Here is a 16345-nt window from a genome sequence, read left to right as displayed (position 1 = left end):
GGGCCCTCAGGCACCTCAGGAAACCTCACGGCACCAACACCACCTTCCCCACCGTCCCCCGCCCCTCCAGCGCCCGATGCGCCGCGGCCGCCTCCGCGAGCGGGAAGCGCTGGACCGCCGGGCGCAGGCGGCCCGTCGCGGCCTTCTCCAGGGCGCGGGTCTCCAGGGTGCGCAGGGGGTCCGGGCCCTCGGCGCGGGACAGCATCGCCGGGCCCAGGACGTTCTGGGACGTGAGGGCGTGCTCGGTCAGGTACTCCTGCGTGAACGTCAGCGGTTCGCCGTCGTGCGGGCCCGCCCCCGACCAGCCGAAGACGAGGTGCCGGCCGCCGGGGGCGAGGAAGTCGACCGCGGTGCGGCCGGTGGTGCCGCCCACCGAGTCGAAGACGACCGTGGCGCGGCGGTCGGCGCCGAGGAACTCCCTTACGGTGTCGGGCCAGTCGGGGCGCAGGTAGTCGACGGCCAGGTCCGCGCCGTTCTCGCGGACGCGGGCGGTCTTGGCGGGGCCGCCGGCGAGGCCGACGACCGTGCCGCCGGTGTTCTTCACGTACTGCACCAGCAGCGTGCCGATGCCGCCCGCGGCGGCCGGGACGATGGCCACCGAGTCGGGGCCGAGGTCGGTGAACTGGAGGATGCCCATCGTCGTACGGCCCGTGCCGATCATCGCGACCGCTTCGGCGGGGTCGAGGTTCGGCGGGATCTCGTGGAGGCGGGCCGCGTCCGCCACCGCCAGTTCGGCGTAGCCTCCGGGGGCCATGCCCAGGTGGGTCACCACCCGCTTGCCGAGCCAGCCGGGGTCCGTGCCCTCGCCCAGCGCGTCGACCGTGCCCGCGACCTCGCGGCCGGGGATCGTCGGCAGGACGGGCGGGGCCGGGAAGGGGCCCGGCCGGCCCTCGCGCAGGGCCGTGTCGAGCAGGTGCACCCCGGCCGCGGCGACGGCGATCCGCACCTGGCCGGGGCCGGGCACGGGGTCCTCGGTCTTCTCGTACGCGAGGTTCTCGGCGGGGCCGAAGGTGTGGAGGCGGATGGCGTGCATGGCTGGGGCTCCTGACGGGGGCGGGGCGGATGCTTGCCGTCAGCCTCCGACCTCAAGTTCCCTTGAGGTCAAGCCCAGTCGAGCCCAGTCAAGCCCAGTCGAGCCCCGGCAGGCCCCGTCAGGAGGCCCGGGTCAGTCTCAGGCTCCGTACCGCCAGTGACGCCGCCTCGATCCCGCTCGCGAACGCGACCTCCGAGAGCATGCCCGGCGCGGCCACCTGGTCGCCCGCGAGGAACACCCCGTCACCGCGGTCGATCGCCGGGCGGTCGCGCCAGGTGGTGCCGGGCAGGTCCACCGCCCCGGTACGCCCCGCCGCCAGCGCGTCCCGGCGCCAGGCGACCCGCTGGCGCCAGCCCGCGAACGAGGCGTCGAGCAGCCGCTCCCCGCGCGCGACGCCGTCGGCCTTCGACTCGTGCGGGGCGATGGGGAACTGCGCCTGGAGCAGCTGGTGTCCGGCCGGGGCGAGGGTGCGGTGGGCGGCGGTGAACCGCTCGATCCAGCCCGGGTGCTCCAGGTCGGAGACGACGAACGGGTCGCCCCTGCGCGTACTGAGCCCCAGGTCGAGCAGGGCCGTGCGGCCACTGGTCCAGTGCAGCGAGTCGTCGCCGAGCAGCCGCCGGGCGGCGTCGAGGGAGGTGGCGACGACGACGGGGCCGTGGTCCTCGGGGAGCGCGTCCACGCGCGCGGTGGTCTCCACATGCACCCCCAGCTCCCACGCGCGCGTCGCCATCCGGTCGACGACGGCGCCCCAACCGCCCACCGGATAGCGGGCCTCGGGCGGCAGTGCGGTGGCGCGGTGCAGCCGCTCCTGGACGAAGGCGGCGGAGAGCGAGCCCGGGTCGTGGTGGAAGAGCGCCACAGCGGCGTAGTTGGCGGCGGCGCGGGCCGCCTTGGAGCCGACGACTCCGGCGGCCCAGGAGGCGAAGTCGCGGTCCACCGGGGCGGTTTCCGGACTCTGCCGGGCCAGCTTGAGCAGCGCCAGAGGCGGAGTGTGGCGCAGCGAGCCGTCCCAGCTGAAGCGGAACCTCGCCGCTTCGAGCGGCGCCACGGAGGCGACCTGCCCGAGCAGGCCGCGGCGTTTGAGCCAGGCCCAGTGCGGGCCCCCGTTGTAGAGCACATGCGGACCGTCGTTGGTCAGGTACGGACCCTCCGCGGTACGCGCGCGTCCGCCCAGCGTGTGGTGCGACTCGTACAGGTTCACCCGGGCGCCGGACTCGGCTGCGGTGATGGCCGCGGTGAGCCCGGCGAGGCCGCCGCCGATGACGGTGATCCGGTCCATGCTGCTCTCCTGTCGCTGTGCGGGCACTCATCTCTAGAGACGGTGTGAGCAGGGTGGAATGTGACAGGTAGGGGTGGGGCGGTTGTCAGTGGCGTGGTCCAGCATGGAGTCATGGCGAAGAGGGCGAGGGAAGTGACCAGGGAAGTGACGGCGGTGCGGCGTCCTGAGGTGCGGCTGCCCCCGCTGGCCCCGCACGGTCCGGCGGAACTGGAACCGGAGGGCGACTACGACGGCCTGGAGTTCCGGAACCTGGACCTGTCGGGCCAGGAGGGCACCGGCGCCCGCTTCATGGACTGCGGGGTGTACGGCTGCGCGCTGGACGAGACCCGGCTGCCCGGCGCCCGTTTCATCGACACGGTGCTCTCGGGCGTACGGGGCGTGGGGACGGACCTGTCGCGCGCGTCTCTGCGCGACGTGGAGATCCACGATGTGCGCATGGGCGGCGTCCAGCTCCACGGGGCGGTCCTGGAGCGGGTCCTGATCCGCGGCGGCAAGATCGACTACCTCAATCTGCGCGATACGGAGCTACGGGACGTGGTCTTCGAGAACTGCGTCCTGGCCGAGCCGGACTTCGCGTCGGCCCGCCTGGACCGGGTGGCGTTCGCGGGCTGCGAGCTGCGGGGCGCGGACTTCACGGGGGCCCGTATGAAGGACGTGGACCTGCGGGGCGCGGCGCTCCTGGACATCGCCCGGGGCGTGGACCGCCTGGCGGGGGCGGTGATCACGCCGTCCCAGCTGGTGGACCTGGCGCCGGCGTTCGCGGCGCAGGTGGGGGTACGGGTGGTGGCGTGAGGGCCGTCCCGTCCCGCTTCCCCGGGCCCTAGTCCGTGATGCGGGGGAAGCGGGACTGGAGCGTCCAGATGACGGGGTTCTCGGCGAGGTCGTCGTGCATGTCGCTGAGGTCGGCGATCACGTCGTGCAGGAAGTCGCGGGCCTCGCGGCGCAGGAGCCGGTGGCTGAAGGTGAGCGGCGGCTCGTCGCCGGGCATCCAGTCGGCCTCGACGTCCACCCAGCCGAAGCGGCGCTCGAAGAGCATGCGGTCGGTGGACTCGGTGAAGTCGATCTCGGCGTACTGGCTCCGGGAGGAGCGGCTGCCGCGCGGGTCGCGGTCGAGCGCCTCCACGGTGTCGCAGAGCGCCCACGCGAAGTCGAGCACCGGCACCCATCCCCAGGCTGTGGACACCTCGCGGTCCGCCTTGGTGTCGGCGAGGTAGACGTCTCCGCAGAAGAGGTCGTGGCGCAGCGCGTGTACGTCCGCCCGGCGGTAGTCGGTCTGCGGGGGGTCGGGGAAGCGGTTGGAGAGGGAGTAGCCGATGTCGAGCACGCTCCGATGGTCCCACGAGGGGGCCGTCCCCCTCGCCCCGAGCCCCCGGGCCGCGCCCCGGTCCCCTTTTGCCTGCGGCCCGGTGGTGGGTTGCTCGCGCAGTTCCCCGCGCCCCTGGAAGCGCGCCCCTGCGGGGCGCCCAGGGGATTGCCGCGGAGCGGCATCTGAGGGGCGCGGGGAACTGCGTGACCGGCCACCCACCGGCCCGCAGACGAAGGAAGCGGGGTACGGGGGCCGCAGGCCCCGCCCAAGGGGTCCGGGGCGTAGCCCCCGGGAGACCGCCTCAGCCGGCCACCCACCCCGGGAGGGTTCAGGGAAGGGGCGGGGTGGGGGCCGCCCTCACGGCAGCAGCCGCCGTTCCTTCCCCTCCGCCACGGCCCCGGCCCGCGTCTCCACCCCCAACTTCTCGTAGATCCTGCCCAGATGCGTCTTCACCGTCGCCTCGCTGATGAACAGCGCCCGCGCGATCTCGCGGTTGCCCAGGCCCCGGGACAGCTGCGCCAGGATGTCCAGCTCGCGGTCGGTGAGGGAGGGGCGGCCGGTGCCCCGCATGCGTTCCATGACCCGGCTCGCCACGGGGGGTGAAAGGGCGGTGCGGCCCTGGGCGGCCGCGCGGATCGCCGCGAACAGCTCCTCCGGGCGCTCCGCCTTCAGCAGGTAGCCCGTCGCCCCGGCCGCGATCGCCCGTGTGATGTCCGCGTCCGTGTCGTACGTGGTCAGGACGAGCACCCGCACCCCCGTCGCCGCGATCCGCCGTGTCGCCTCGACCCCGTCGATGCCCGGGCCGAGCTGGAGGTCCATCAGGACGACGTCGGGGCGCAGCTTGGCCGCCGCCGCGACCGCCTCCTCGCCGGTGCCCGCCTCCCCGACCACCTCGATGTCGGGCTCGCTGCCGAGCAGCGCGAGCAGTCCGGCCCGTACGACCGCGTGGTCGTCGCACAACAGCACCTTCATCGGACACCCTTCATCGGACACCCCTCATCGCACACCCTCCAGCGGATCCAGTGGAATCGCCGCGGACAGCACCGCGCCTTCCCCTGGCGCCGACTCCACGGTCAGCGTGCCCCCGAGCTGCCGCAGCCGCGCCCGCATCGCGGGCAGCCCGTGGCCCCGGCCGTCCCGGGACTCCGCGCCCGCGCCCGTGAACCCGCGCCCGTCGTCCGCGACGTCCAGCACGATCTGGTCGCCCAGATAGGTGAGGGTGAGCGCGGCCGTACGCGCCCCGGCGTGCTCGCGTACGTTCGCGAGCGCCCCCTGCGCGATCCGCAGCAGCGTCGACTCGACCCGGTCGGGGAGGGCGACGGGCACCCCGTCGACGTGCAGCCGTACATCCAGGGACGACTCCGCGGCCGCCCGGGCCGCCAGCGCCCGCAGGGCCTGGGGCAGGCTGCCGCCCGCCGCGAGCTCGGCGGGGGCGAGGTCGTGGACGAAGCGGCGGGCCTCGGCGAGGTTGCGCTCGGCGATCGACTCGGCCGTACGGACGTGGCGGCGGGCCGCCGCCGGGTCGGACTCCCACACCCGCTCCGACGCCTGGAGCAGCATCTGCTGGCTGGACAGGCCCTGGGCGAGCGTGTCGTGGATCTCCATGGAGAGGCGCTGGCGCTCGGCGAGCGTGCCCTCGCGCCGCTCGGTGGCGGCCAGTTCGCGCCGGGTGCGGATCAGGTCGTCGATGAGGTGGCGCTGCCGGTCCGCCTGGCGCTGCATATGGACGAAGACGGCGGTGGCGACGGCCGCGACGGCGGGCGGGGCGACCACCAGGTTCGGATCGACCCCTTCGGCCAGCATCAGCTGCGCGGCCACCACGAACGCGGTCAGCAGGGCCACCAGCACCAGCGCGGCCCGTGTCGGCAGCGTCCGCAGCCCGGTGTAGAACAGCGGCACCGCGCACCACGCGAAGCTCGGCGCGAGCACCACGAGCACCATCCACACCGCCACCACCACCCCGAGCCAGCCGAGCCGCCGGGGCGTCGGCCGTGATCCCAGGGCGGGGCCGAGGACGTACAGCAGAGCCAGGGCGGCCGAGAGCGCCACGATCCACGGGGTGCGGCCGTCGCCGGGGTGGCGGATCAGGAACCGCGTGAGCGAGGCGCCGAGCAGCAGGAAGAAGGCGGCGTGCATCACGACGGGCAGCCACCGTTCGTCGGCGGCGGGCCGCCCGGCAGGGAGTCCCGCCGCACGCCGCCCGGCGTTCCGCTCCGCCCCCGCCTCGTCCGCCTCCACAACCCGCTCCTGACCTGCGCGTACGTACGTCTCCGTACTCATCCTCACCCGGTCCGGCCACCCCCGCATCAGCCGATCGGATGACGGGCGGGTCCACCGGTCCGGGCGCGGGGAGCAGCCGGTGCGCCGACCGTGCGGGGGCGCGGCCGGGGCCACGATCGAGTCATGGACACGAACACGCACCGCACCCCGGCCACCCGCCGCACCAAGAAGATCGTCATCGGCGCCGTCGCCGCGGCCGCCCTCGCCGCCGGCACCTTCGGCGCGGTGAGCGCCAGCGCGGCCGCCCCGGCCGCCAAGCCCGCCGCCCAGCAGGCGGACGCCGCCGGCCGCGACCTCACGACCTCCACCCACCTCACCGTGGCCGCCGCGACCAAGGCCGCCACCGCCGCCCTGGACGCGGCCCGCAAGGAGAACCAGCGCGTCTCGGTCGCCGTCGTCGACCGCAACGGCAACACCGTGGTGACCCTGCGCGGCGACGGCGCGGGCCCGCAGTCGTACGAGTCGGCCGAGCGCAAGGCGTTCACGGCCGTCTCCTGGAACGCCACCACGTCCGTGCTCGCCGGCCGCCTCGCCCAGGCGCCGAACCTCAAGGACATCCCCGGCACCCTCTTCCTCGCGGGCGGCGCGCCGGTGCAGGCCCAGGGCGCCCCGATCGCGGGCATCGGCGTCGCCGGGGCGCCGAGCGGCGACCTCGACGAGAAGTTCGCCCAGGCGGGCGTGGCGGCGCTGGCCAAGTAGCGCCCGGACCCGGGTGCGGCGGCCCCGGGGCGGCCGTTTCCGGCCGCGCCCCGGCGGCCCCGAGCCCGCCGCGCCCCGAGCCCGCCGCGCCCCGAGCCCGCCGCGCCCCGAGCCCGCCGCGCCCCGCGCCCGCCGCGCCCCGCGCCCGTAGGATCGCCTTGTGGATCACCGCAGCGCGATACGCCGGCTCGTCCTCCCCTCGGCCGTCCTACTGGCCCTCGGCGGCTGCACCGGCGGCGTGGAGGGCAAGCCGGGGGCGGCGGGGGTGCGGGACGGGCTCTTTCCCAAGCTGGGCAACGGGGGCTACGACGTCGAGCACTACAGCGTCGCCCTCGACTACGACCCGGCCCGCGACCACCTCACCGGCAGCGTCACCCTCGACGCCCGCGCCACCCGCGACCTGAGCGCCTTCAACCTCGATTTCGCGGGGATGGAAGTGACCTCCGCGACGGTCGGGGGCGAGCGCGCGGACGCCAACCGGGCGGGCACCGAGCTGACCCTGCGCCCGGCGGACGAGATCGACAAGGGCGCCCGGTTCCGTACGACCGTGGCCTACTCGGGGACTCCCAAGACCCTCACCGACCAGGACGACTCGCACGAGGGCTGGCTGCGGACCGCCGACGGCGCGCTCGCGCTCGGCGAGCCCGCCGGGTCGATGGCGTGGTTCCCCTCCAACAACCACCCCAGTGACAAGGCCACGTACGACATGAGGATCACCGTGCCCGCCGGGCTGAAGGCGGTCTCCAACGGGGAGCTGAAGTCGACGGTCACGGCGGGCGGGCGCACCACCTTCACCTGGCACACCGGTGAGCCGATGGCGAGCTACGCGGCGACGGTGGCGATCGGGAAGTACGACGTCGAGCCGTCAAAAACACCGTCAGGAATCCCTGTTTATACGGCAGTTGATCCTGCGGCGAGGAAGGAGACCGCCGGTGTCGTGGCGCAGCTCCCGGAGATCGTGGAGTGGGCCAAGGAGAACTTCGGGCCCTACCCCTTCTCCTCCACCGGCGTGATCGTCGCCCCCGAGGGCTCCGCCGAGTACGCCCTGGAGACCCAGAACCGCCCGGTGATCCCCGCCGACCAGTTCGACACCGAGACCCTCGTCCACGAGCTCGCCCACCAGTGGTTCGGGGACTCGGTCACGCCGAAGCGCTGGAAGGACATGTGGCTCAACGAGGGGTTCGCGACGTACGCGGAGTGGCTGTGGAGCGAGGACCACGGCGGCAGGTCGACGCAGGCGCACTTCGACGAGCAGTACGCGAAGGGGGCCGACGCCGGGCTCTGGGCGTTCCCGCCCGCTGAGCCGCCGTCGGCCGCCGAGATCTCGCACGATCCGGTCTACCAGCGCGGTGCGATGGTGATCCACAAGATCCGCCGGGCCGTCGGGGACGACGCGTTCTACGACATCGTCCAGGGCTGGACGAAGCGGTACCGGCACGCGAACGCCTCCACCGAGGACTTCACCCGGTTCGTGGAGGAGGAGTCCGGCGAGGACCTGACGGATCTGTGGGACACCTGGCTCTACGGGGACGGCAAGCCCAAGTCCCCGTAGAGCCCTGCCCGATGGTGGCCGGTTACTTCACGTTGACGGCGGTCCAGGCCGCCGCCACCGTCTTGTACTCGGTGCTGCTCGCCCCGTACAGGTCGGCCGCGGCCTGCAGGGTCGTGGTGCGCGCCTTCGCGTAGTTGGTCGTCGACGTCATGTACGTGGACAGGGCCTTGTACCAGATCTTGTAGGCCTTGGTCCGCCCGATGCCGGTGACCTTGGAGCCGTCGGACGTCGGGGAGTTGTAGCTGACGCCGTTGATCACCTTCGCGCCGCTGCCCTCGGACAGCAGGTAGAAGAAGTGGTTGGCGACGCCGGACGAGTAGTGCACGTCCTTGTTGCCGACCGTGCTCGACCAGTAGTCGGCCGACTGGCCGTCCTTGCTCGGCTTGTCCATGTACCGCAGCGGGGTGCCGTTGCCGCGGATGTCGATCTTCTCGCCGATGAGGTAGTCACCGGGGTCGCTGGCGTTGTTGGCGAAGAACTCCACCGACGTGCCGAAGATGTCGCTGGTGCCCTCGTTGAGGCCGCCGGACTCCTTGCTGTAGTTCAGCTTGGCGGTGGCGGCGGTGAGGCCGTGGCTCATCTCGTGGCCCGCGACGTCGAGGGCGGTGAGCGGCTTGAGGTTGTTCGCGCCGTCGCCGTACGTCATGCAGAAGCAGCTGTCGTCCCAGAACGCGTTGACGTACGCGTTGCCGTAGTGGACGCGGGAGTACGCGGCCTTGCCGTTGCCCGCGATGCCGTTGCGGTTCAGCTCGGCCTTGTAGAAGTCCCAGGTCACGGCGGCGCCGTAGTGCGCGTCGACGCCGGCGGTCTCGCGGTTCTGCGGGGTGCCGTCGCCCCAGACGTCGGTGGCCTTGGTGAAGAGCGTGCCGGTGCCGGAGGAGCCGTGCTTGAGGTCGTACGTCTTGTGCCCGCCGCGGCCGGCGTCCGTGAGGCTGTACGTGGAGCCGGACTTGGACGTCCCGAGGGTGACCTTGCCCGAGTACTCGCTGGTGCCCGTCCCGGTGTCGATGGCCTCGTACGAGTAGAGCTCGGCCCCGGTCGCGGCGTCGGTGATGATGTGGCGCTCGCTGGGGGTGCCGTCGTGCTGGGTCCCCTTGACGACCGCCTCGTACGCGAGGACGGGCGTGCCGCTCGCGGCCCAGACGACCTTGCGGGCGTGGGCGGGCGCGGCCTTGAGCGAGACGCCGGAGGTGGCGACGGATATCCGGGCCTCGGTGCTCTTGCTGACGCCCTTCAGGCTGCCGTCCTTCTTGGCGTGGACGACGAGGTCGCCGCCGAGGACGGGCAGACCGTCGTACGTGCGCTCGTACCGCGTGTGGACGGTGCCGTCCACGTCCTTGACGACATCGCGTACGACGAGCGCCTCCTTGGCGCCGAGCCCGATCTGGCGGGCGGCGGCGGGGGCGGCGGCCTGGGCCTCCTGGATGGCGCCGGCGCGCTCGGCCACACCGAGCACGCGGGCGCTCGCGCCCGCCTCGCGGTCGGCGGCCCCGGCACTGGTGCCCGACTGGACGCCGACGACGACCATGGCGGCGGTGGCGGCAAGAGCGGCGGCACGCAGGGAAGTTCTCACTTGGGGGGTTCTCCTTCACTCGATCCGTTGCGCGGTGGGGGTGCGCGGTGGGGGGTGGTGCGAGTGGCTGGTGCCCGTGCAGGTACGTGGGGCGCATCTGCGAGTGGTGCGTGGGGTGAGCGTGCCAGCAGATGACTACTTTTTGACAGGCCGCCGACAAGTATTTGACCGGAAAGTGTCCGTCAGGGGGTGTCGCGTGTCCGGTAAGCGACACGGATCGCCGTGCGGGGAGGGCGGGTTGGCGCGAACCGGGCCGTGGGTGCGCGGGCACGCCGAAGCCCCCGGCGCGGGGTGCGCCGGGGGCTTCGGGAGGTGTGGGCGGGTGCCGGGACTCAGACGTTGACGCCGAAGTCCTGGGCGATGCCGACCAGGCCCGAGGCGTACCCCTGGCCGACCGCGCGGAACTTCCACTCCGCGCCGTTGCGGTACAGCTCGCCGAAGACCATCGCGGTCTCGGTGGCGGCGTCCTCGCTCAGGTCGTAGCGGGCGATCTCGGCGCCGCCGGCCTGGTTGATGATGCGGATGAACGCGTTCCGCACCTGGCCGAAGTTCTGCGAGCGGTTCTCCGCGTCGTAGATGGAGACCGGGAAGACGATCTTGTCGACGTCGGCGGGGAGGCCGGCCAGGTTGACATTGATCTGCTCGTCGTCGCCCTCGCCCTGGCCCGTGACGTTGTCACCGGTGTGGACGATGGTCTGGTCCGGGGTCGACTTGTTGTTGAAGAAGACGAAGTGGGCGTCCGAGTAGACCTTGCCCGCCGGGTTGACCGCGATCGCGGAGGCGTCGAGGTCGAAGTCGGTGCCGGTGGTCGTGCGGACGTCCCAGCCGAGGCCCACCGTGACGGCGGTCAGGCCCGGGGCCTCCTTGGTGAGCGAGACGTTGCCGCCCTTGGACAGGCTTACAGCCATGGGATGTCCCCTTCATCGTGATGTGCGGGCTACGGCCGTTCCCGAAGCTACCGTCACCCCTCATAACGTCGGCAGGGGAGGGTGGGTTCCAGTTGGCTTTACTTTCTTTGCCCGGGCGTCGAGCAGGTGCGCGGACGGGTGTACGCAAAAGAGGGTGACGGCGCCCCGTACGCAGGGGACCATGGAGCGCATGTCCGGGCCTTACTTCATCCGCGGCTCCGTCTCCCTCCCGGAGGCCGAGCTCATGTGGCGTTTCTCGCGGTCCTCCGGGCCCGGCGGGCAGCACGTCAACACCAGCGACTCGCAGGTGGAGCTCCGCTTCGACCTGGCGCGCACGGAGGCGCTGCCGGAGGTCTGGAAGGCACGGGCGCTGGAGCGGCTGGCCTCGCGGCTGGTGGGCGGGGTCGTGACGGTACGGGCCTCGGAGCACCGGTCGCAGTGGCGCAACCGGGAGACGGCGGCGGTCCGCCTGACCGCGCTGCTCGCGGAGGCGACGGCACCGCCGCCGAAGCCGCGGCGCGCGACGAAGATCCCTCGCGGGATCAATGAGCGGCGGCTGCGGGAGAAGAAGGCGCGGGCGGAGACGAAGCGGGGTCGCGCGGGGCGCGACTGGTAGTGGGGTGAGGTGGTCCGGGCTCCTGGTGCCTTCGCCCCAGACCCCCTTTTGCGCTTCGCGTAGACCTGCGGGCCGTCCCCAACTGCTCGCGCAGTTCCCCGCGCCCCTTAGATGCGCCCCTTCGGGGCGCCCAGGGGATTGTCGCGGAGCGGCATTCTTAGGGGCGCGGGGAACTGCGCGACCAGCCACCCACGGTCCGCAGGCGAACGGGGGCCGGGGCGCAGCCCCGGGAGAAGGGGTCAGCCCAGCTGCCGGTAGCGCCCCCGGAAATACGACAGCGGCCCCCCCTCCGCACTCGGCAGCTCCACCCCCAGCACCCGTGCGATCACCAGCGTGTGGTCACCGGCCTCCACCCGCTGCTCCGTACGGCACTCCAGAGTCGAGAGCGCGCCGCCCACCAGAGGCGCGCCGCTCAGGGGGCCCCTCTTGTAGGGGATGTCCTCGAAGAGCAGACGGTCGCTGATGCGGCCCTTCATCGCGAAGCGGCCCGCCACGTGGCGCTGGCTCTCGGAGAGGACCGAGACCGCCCACAGGGGCTGCTCGGCGAGCAGGTCGTCCATGCGGGAGCCGTTCCGTACGCTCACCAGGACAAGCGGCGGATCGATGGACACGGACAGGAACGCCGTGGCCGTCATACCGACGTCCTCACCGCGCGGGCCCGCGTCCTCGTCGTGGGCGGTCACCAGCACCACCCCGCCCGCCAGCCGGGACATCGCGGCGCGGAATTCGTCATTGCTCACCCCCTCAGCATGGGGGCTGTGCGACGGCAGGGTGGGAAGAGCACGGAGAACGTCTGTCTGCAACACGTACAGAACGCTAGTCTCCGGGTCAACGCCGCACATCGTGCCCTGGGACCAGAAGAGTCCTAGGACCAGGCACGAGCACACCGCGTGCGGTGCAAACTCCGCCGCCCCAGAAGCCCCCGCCACACCCCCACCCCGCCCCCAAAAACCGGCATTAATGCCTGTTTGCATTCCGGAATTTCGCGGAGCGCTCCCACCCCCTGGGGGCCGCCTGTCATCACCCCGTGTGACTTGAGTCACAGAGCGCAGTAATTGTTGACCCTGTGTACCGAGTGGGCAGCTCGCTGTGATTCAGTGACGGGGACGCTGCACGAAAAGCGCCCACAGGGAAGTCGGAAGCCGGGCCGGAAGCCGGAGAAGAAGCGCGCCGAATCAGGATCCTGGAGTTGCTGTCGAGGTCTCGGGGAGAGCGAGCAATGGAGACCGAGTCGGAGCCGTACGTCCGTCTTGCGACCCTGCGGCAGCTGCATCAGGTGGTCACCGACCTGAACACGGCCCGCAGCCTGGCGGACACGCTGCAGACCGTCGCCGACGGCGTCATCGCCGGGCTCGGCTACGAACTGGCCTGCGTCAACCTCGTACGCCCTGACGGCGACCTCGTCGTCGCCGCCTTCGCCGGGAACGCCGCCGCCGAGGCGCTGATCACCGGCCGGGTCGGCTCCCGCGCCTCCTGGGAGCGGCGGCTCACCATGGGCGAGGGCTGGGGCGACCTGCGGTTCATCCCGCACACCGAGGGCTGGGTGCTCCTGGAGGACGACGTTCCGCAGTGGTACACCGAAGGGCCCGAGCCGCGCTTCGAGGACGAGTGGCACCCCCAGGACCGCCTCTACGCGCCGATGTACGCCTCGGGCGGCGGGCGGGAGCTCCTCGGCGTCATTTCCGTCGACAAGCCGCGCAACGGGCGGCGCCCCGGCGCGTGGGGGCGCGAAGCGCTTCAGATGTACGCCTCCCAGTCCGCCATTGCGATCAGCAACGCCCGGCTTCGCGCAAACATGCAGCGCGCGCTCGTCCGCCTGGAGCGGGAGCAGCAGGCGCTGCGGGCCAGCGAGGAGAGCTTTCGGCAGGCCTTCGAGTACGCGCCGTCCGGCATGGCCATCGCCGAAATGGGCGGTGACCAGCACGGACGTCTGCTGCGCACCAACGACGCGCTCTGTCGGCTGCTCGGCCGGCCCGCCGCCGTGATGCGCCGCTACTCGTTCGCGGACCTCGTCCACCCCGAGGACATCGGGCTCCTGCTGCGCACCTCGGCCGAGGGCGGCCGCGCTGAGCTGCGGCTCGGGCGGCGCGACGGCTCGTACGTCTGGGTGTCGCTGCGCAATTCCGTCGTCGCCGATACCGCCGACGGTCCCCGTTTTCTGCTCACCCATGTCGAGGACATAGAGGAGCGCAAGCGGCACGAGCTCCAGCTCGCCCACCGCGCCTCGCACGACTCGCTCACCGGCCTGCCCAACAGCGCCGAACTGCGCGCCCGGCTCTCCGCCCGCCTCTGCCAGCGGCCGTACGCGGTGGGCGCGACCGCCGTGGAGGCGCTGGACGCGGCGTACGGAGCGGTGCACGACGGGCGCGGCGAGACCCCGGGGCACGCGGTCTGCGCCCCCGGCGGCTTCGACTTCGACCCGGTGCCGGGCGGCGGCCCCTTCGACCACCATGTGCACATGACCGCCCCCGAGGGCGACGTCGACGACGGCACCAAGGGCCTCGCGGTCCTCTTCTGCGACCTCGACGGCTTCAAGTCGATCAACGACCGGTTCGGCCACAACACCGGCGACGCCGTCCTCATCGAGGTCGCGCGCCGGCTCACCACCGGCGTACGGGACGGGGACACGGTCGCCCGGCTCGGCGGCGACGAGTTCGTCGTCCTCGCCGACGGCCTGGGCGCGGCCGACGCGGCCGACCTCGCCGTCCGGCTGCGCAACGCGATCATCCCGCCGATCCGGGTGGACGGCCGGGCGGTCCGGGTCGGGGCGAGTTTCGGCATCGGCTGGGCCAGCTGCGGGATGTCCGTCGAAGAGGTGCTGCGCTCCGCCGACCAGCGGATGTACATCGAGAAGCGGTCGCGGGCGAAGGTCCACCGGCGGGCCGGATAGCCGCCGCCTGCTCTTGTGCGCCCCGGCCGGTCCCCGGGCTCCGGGACGAGGTCGCGGCCATGGTGTCGGCCGTTCGGGGTAGGCTCGGCCGGTCGGCGACGGCTGGCGAACAGTGAGGAGTGACCCCGGATGACGCCCGGCAACAACGGCGCGAGCACGCCCGAGGACGACGATCCGTTCGGCTATCTGTACGAGGACGGTCAGGCCTCCGGCGCCACCCCGCCCCGCTCCGGTGGCTACGGCTACCCGGGCCCGAGTGCCCCGCACCAGCCCGGCGTGCCCAGAACCTCGTACAACCAGGTGCGGACGGTCGGCGAGCGCCAGTACGGGCAGGTCCCGCAGCAGCAGTACGGCCAGCCGCAGGCTCCTTACGGACAGCAGCCGCAGCAGTACGGGCAGCCCACCGCCCAGTACGCGGCGCCCGAGACCTACGGCGGCGGCCCCCACCGGCCCGCGCCCCCGGCCGACGGCGGCGGCGGGCGCGGCAGCCGCGGCCCCAACACCAAGGGGCTGCTGATCGGCGCGGTCGCGGTGGTCGCGGCGGTCGTCATCGGCATCGGTGTGGCGCTCGCCACCAACGGCGACGGCAAGAAGGACGACGACGCGGGCAAGCCGTCGGGCGGCGGCTCCACGGGCACCTCGCAGCAGCCGTCCCAGAAGCCCTCCGACTCGGCGTCCCCCGCGGCGCAGGAGCTCCCCAAGCAGGACGCGGCGACGCTGAAGCTGGGCGGCGGCGCGGTGCTGGCCAAGGACGTCAAGGGCGCGCAGGGCACGGACGGGGCGTACGTCAACGGCTTCAACCAGATCGGCGCGTCCCTGACCTGGCAGGCCGATCTGCCGTCCTCCGGGGGCTACTACCTCTACGTGCGGTACGCCAACCCCGCGAAGGAGGCGAACGCCACGGTCACGGTCAACGGCAAGCCCAACGCGCAGCCGGTCCGGCTGGGGAACTTCATAGGGAGCTCGGACCCCAACCTGGAGAAGAACTGGCAGACCACCTGGACGCAGGTCACCCTCAAGCAGGGGCAGAACACCATCAAGTTCTCCTGCGAGCAGGGGAACCAGTGCGATGCGGTGTTCGACTGGGTCGAGATCAGCAAGACGAAGAAGCAGTACTAGTCGGCCGGGGATTTGTCTGCGGGCCGGTGGGTGGCTGGTCGCGCAGTTCCCCGCGCCCCTTGGATGCCGCTGCGCGGCAATCCCCGGCCCGCTAGCCCGTCAGGGCGTTCACCCGTACCCCGGTGAGCAGTTCCTCGTACGCCCCCGCGTCGTACTCTCCCGCCACCGGTGCCAGTACCGTCGCCGCCGACAGGGCCACCGCCCGGGTGAGGCGGTCCGGCCACGGCAGGTTCTCCACCAGGGAGGACAGCAGGGCCGCCACCGCCGAGTCGCCCGCGCCCGTGGGGTTGCCGCGGACCGGGGACGGCGGGGTGGCCTGCCAGGTGCCGTCCGGGGTGACCGCCACCAGGCCCTCGGGGCCCAGCGAGGCGACCACCGCGTGGGCGCCTCGGCGGCGGGCGTCGCGGGCCGCGCGCAGGGGTTCGCGGGAGCCGGTGAGGCGGGCCAGTTCGTCGGCGTTCGGCTTGATCAGGTCGGGGCGGGCCGCCAGGCCGCGCCGCAGGGGCTCGCCGCTGGTGTCCAGGAGTACGGGGACGCCCGCGGTGCGGGCCCGGCGTACGAGGTCCGCGTAGGCGCCGACCGGGACCCCGGGCGGCAGGCTGCCGCAGAGCGCCACCGCGTCCGCCTCGCGCAGCAGCGGCTCGTACGCCGTGAGGAACGCCTCCCACTCGTCGGCCGTGATCTGCGGGCCCGGCTCGTTGAGCTGGGTGGTGTCGCCGGTGGCCGCGTCCACGACCGCGATCGTGCGGCGGGTGGTCCCGGCGACCGGGACCAGCGCGTCGACGGGCGCGAGCGGGGCGAGCAGTTCGCGCAGCACCGCGCCGGTGCGGCCGCCCGCGAAGCCCGTGACGACGCTCTCGTGGCCGAGCGCGGCCAGCACCCGGGCGACGTTGATGCCCTTGCCGCCGGGGCGCTCGGTGACCTCGTCCACGCGGTGACTGGCGTGCGGGACGAGCTCCGGGACCCGGTAGGTGAGGTCGAGTGCCGTGTTCAGCGTGACGGTCAGGATCACGAGGTGATCATGCCAAACGGACGGTGGCCGGCCCAGACCCCACAGCCCCGGAATCCGGCCACCGTCCAGCCGTAGGGG

15 protein-coding genes are annotated in these 16345 nt (G+C 72.9%); 6 read left to right on the top strand and 9 right to left on the bottom strand.

Annotation, left to right across the window (positions count from 1 at the left end; genetic code table 11):
* Nucleotides 1–25: 25 nt before the first annotated feature.
* The gene (locus BX283_RS19890; RefSeq protein ID WP_101388914.1) at nucleotides 26–1033 is read right to left on the bottom strand and encodes a zinc-binding dehydrogenase; all 1008 of its coding nucleotides are present in this window, start codon (nucleotides 1031–1033) and stop codon (nucleotides 26–28) included.
* A gap of 118 nt (nucleotides 1034–1151) precedes the next feature.
* Nucleotides 1152–2312: an NAD(P)-binding protein gene (locus tag BX283_RS19885; protein WP_101388913.1), complete on the bottom strand. Its 1161-nt coding sequence runs from the start codon at nucleotides 2310–2312 to the stop codon at nucleotides 1152–1154.
* A 111-nt stretch (nucleotides 2313–2423) separates the two neighbouring features.
* On the opposite strand from BX283_RS19885, the gene BX283_RS19880 reads away from it, so the two are divergent.
* Complete coding sequence (locus BX283_RS19880) at nucleotides 2424–3104, top strand: pentapeptide repeat-containing protein (protein ID WP_101388912.1); 681 nt, start codon at nucleotides 2424–2426, stop codon at nucleotides 3102–3104.
* A gap of 28 nt (nucleotides 3105–3132) precedes the next feature.
* Here the strand turns inward: BX283_RS19880 and BX283_RS19875 are convergent, their stop codons facing one another.
* From BX283_RS19875 to BX283_RS19865, 3 genes are all read right to left on the bottom strand, one after another.
* On the bottom strand, nucleotides 3133–3636 hold the full coding sequence (locus BX283_RS19875) for a hypothetical protein (protein ID WP_101388911.1): 504 nt from the start codon (nucleotides 3634–3636) through the stop codon (nucleotides 3133–3135).
* A 339-nt stretch (nucleotides 3637–3975) separates the two neighbouring features.
* Nucleotides 3976–4590, bottom strand: a complete 615-nt coding sequence (locus BX283_RS19870) for a response regulator transcription factor (protein ID WP_101388910.1) — start codon at nucleotides 4588–4590, stop codon at nucleotides 3976–3978.
* Between the two features lie 24 nt (nucleotides 4591–4614).
* On the bottom strand, nucleotides 4615–5754 hold the full coding sequence (locus BX283_RS19865) for a sensor histidine kinase (RefSeq protein ID WP_257584340.1): 1140 nt from the start codon (nucleotides 5752–5754) through the stop codon (nucleotides 4615–4617).
* Nucleotides 5755–6021: 267 nt separating this feature from the next.
* Here BX283_RS19865 and BX283_RS19860 point away from each other — a divergent pair, with 267 nt between their 5' ends.
* Together BX283_RS19860 and BX283_RS19855 are read left to right on the top strand one after the other, a co-directional pair.
* Nucleotides 6022–6597: a heme-binding protein gene (locus tag BX283_RS19860; protein ID WP_101388908.1), complete on the top strand. Its 576-nt coding sequence runs from the start codon at nucleotides 6022–6024 to the stop codon at nucleotides 6595–6597.
* Between the two features lie 160 nt (nucleotides 6598–6757).
* Nucleotides 6758–8149 (top strand): M1 family metallopeptidase, encoded by a 1392-nt coding sequence (locus BX283_RS19855; RefSeq protein ID WP_101388907.1) that lies wholly within the window; start codon nucleotides 6758–6760, stop codon nucleotides 8147–8149.
* Nucleotides 8150–8171: 22 nt separating this feature from the next.
* Here BX283_RS19855 and BX283_RS19850 read toward each other — a convergent pair whose 3' ends face one another.
* Nucleotides 8172–9677, bottom strand: coding sequence for a M4 family metallopeptidase (locus tag BX283_RS19850; RefSeq protein ID WP_101392469.1), 1506 nt, complete (start codon nucleotides 9675–9677; stop codon nucleotides 8172–8174).
* A 377-nt stretch (nucleotides 9678–10054) separates the two neighbouring features.
* Nucleotides 10055–10630, bottom strand: coding sequence for a TerD family protein (locus tag BX283_RS19845; RefSeq protein WP_101388906.1), 576 nt, complete (start codon nucleotides 10628–10630; stop codon nucleotides 10055–10057).
* A 181-nt stretch (nucleotides 10631–10811) separates the two neighbouring features.
* On the opposite strand from BX283_RS19845, the gene arfB reads away from it, so the two are divergent.
* The gene (gene arfB, locus BX283_RS19840) at nucleotides 10812–11246 is read left to right on the top strand and encodes an alternative ribosome rescue aminoacyl-tRNA hydrolase ArfB (RefSeq protein WP_101388905.1); all 435 of its coding nucleotides are present in this window, start codon (nucleotides 10812–10814) and stop codon (nucleotides 11244–11246) included.
* A 239-nt stretch (nucleotides 11247–11485) separates the two neighbouring features.
* On the opposite strand, the gene BX283_RS19835 is transcribed toward arfB, so the two are convergent.
* A complete protein-coding gene (locus tag BX283_RS19835; RefSeq protein ID WP_373979602.1) occupies nucleotides 11486–11959 on the bottom strand; it encodes a flavin reductase family protein in 474 nt (157 codons plus the stop codon).
* Between the two features lie 506 nt (nucleotides 11960–12465).
* Here BX283_RS19835 and cdgB point away from each other — a divergent pair.
* A complete protein-coding gene (gene cdgB, locus BX283_RS19830) occupies nucleotides 12466–14136 on the top strand; it encodes a diguanylate cyclase CdgB (RefSeq protein ID WP_101388904.1) in 1671 nt (556 codons plus the stop codon).
* Between the two features lie 129 nt (nucleotides 14137–14265).
* Nucleotides 14266–15255, top strand: coding sequence for a CBM35 domain-containing protein (locus tag BX283_RS19825; protein WP_101388903.1), 990 nt, complete (start codon nucleotides 14266–14268; stop codon nucleotides 15253–15255).
* Nucleotides 15256–15346: 91 nt separating this feature from the next.
* Here the strand turns inward: BX283_RS19825 and BX283_RS19820 are convergent, their stop codons facing one another.
* Nucleotides 15347–16267 carry a 1-phosphofructokinase family hexose kinase gene (locus BX283_RS19820; RefSeq protein WP_101388902.1) on the bottom strand — a complete coding sequence of 307 codons (921 nt, stop codon included), beginning with the start codon at nucleotides 16265–16267 and terminating at the stop codon, nucleotides 15347–15349.
* Nucleotides 16268–16345 lie beyond the last annotated feature (78 nt).

It is taken from the genome of Streptomyces sp. TLI_146, from assembly GCF_002846415.1.
In the GTDB taxonomy this organism is placed as follows: domain Bacteria; phylum Actinomycetota; class Actinomycetes; order Streptomycetales; family Streptomycetaceae; genus Streptomyces.
The sequence above is the reverse complement of the archived record's forward strand: the minus strand, read 5'-3'. Positions and strand labels throughout refer to the sequence as shown.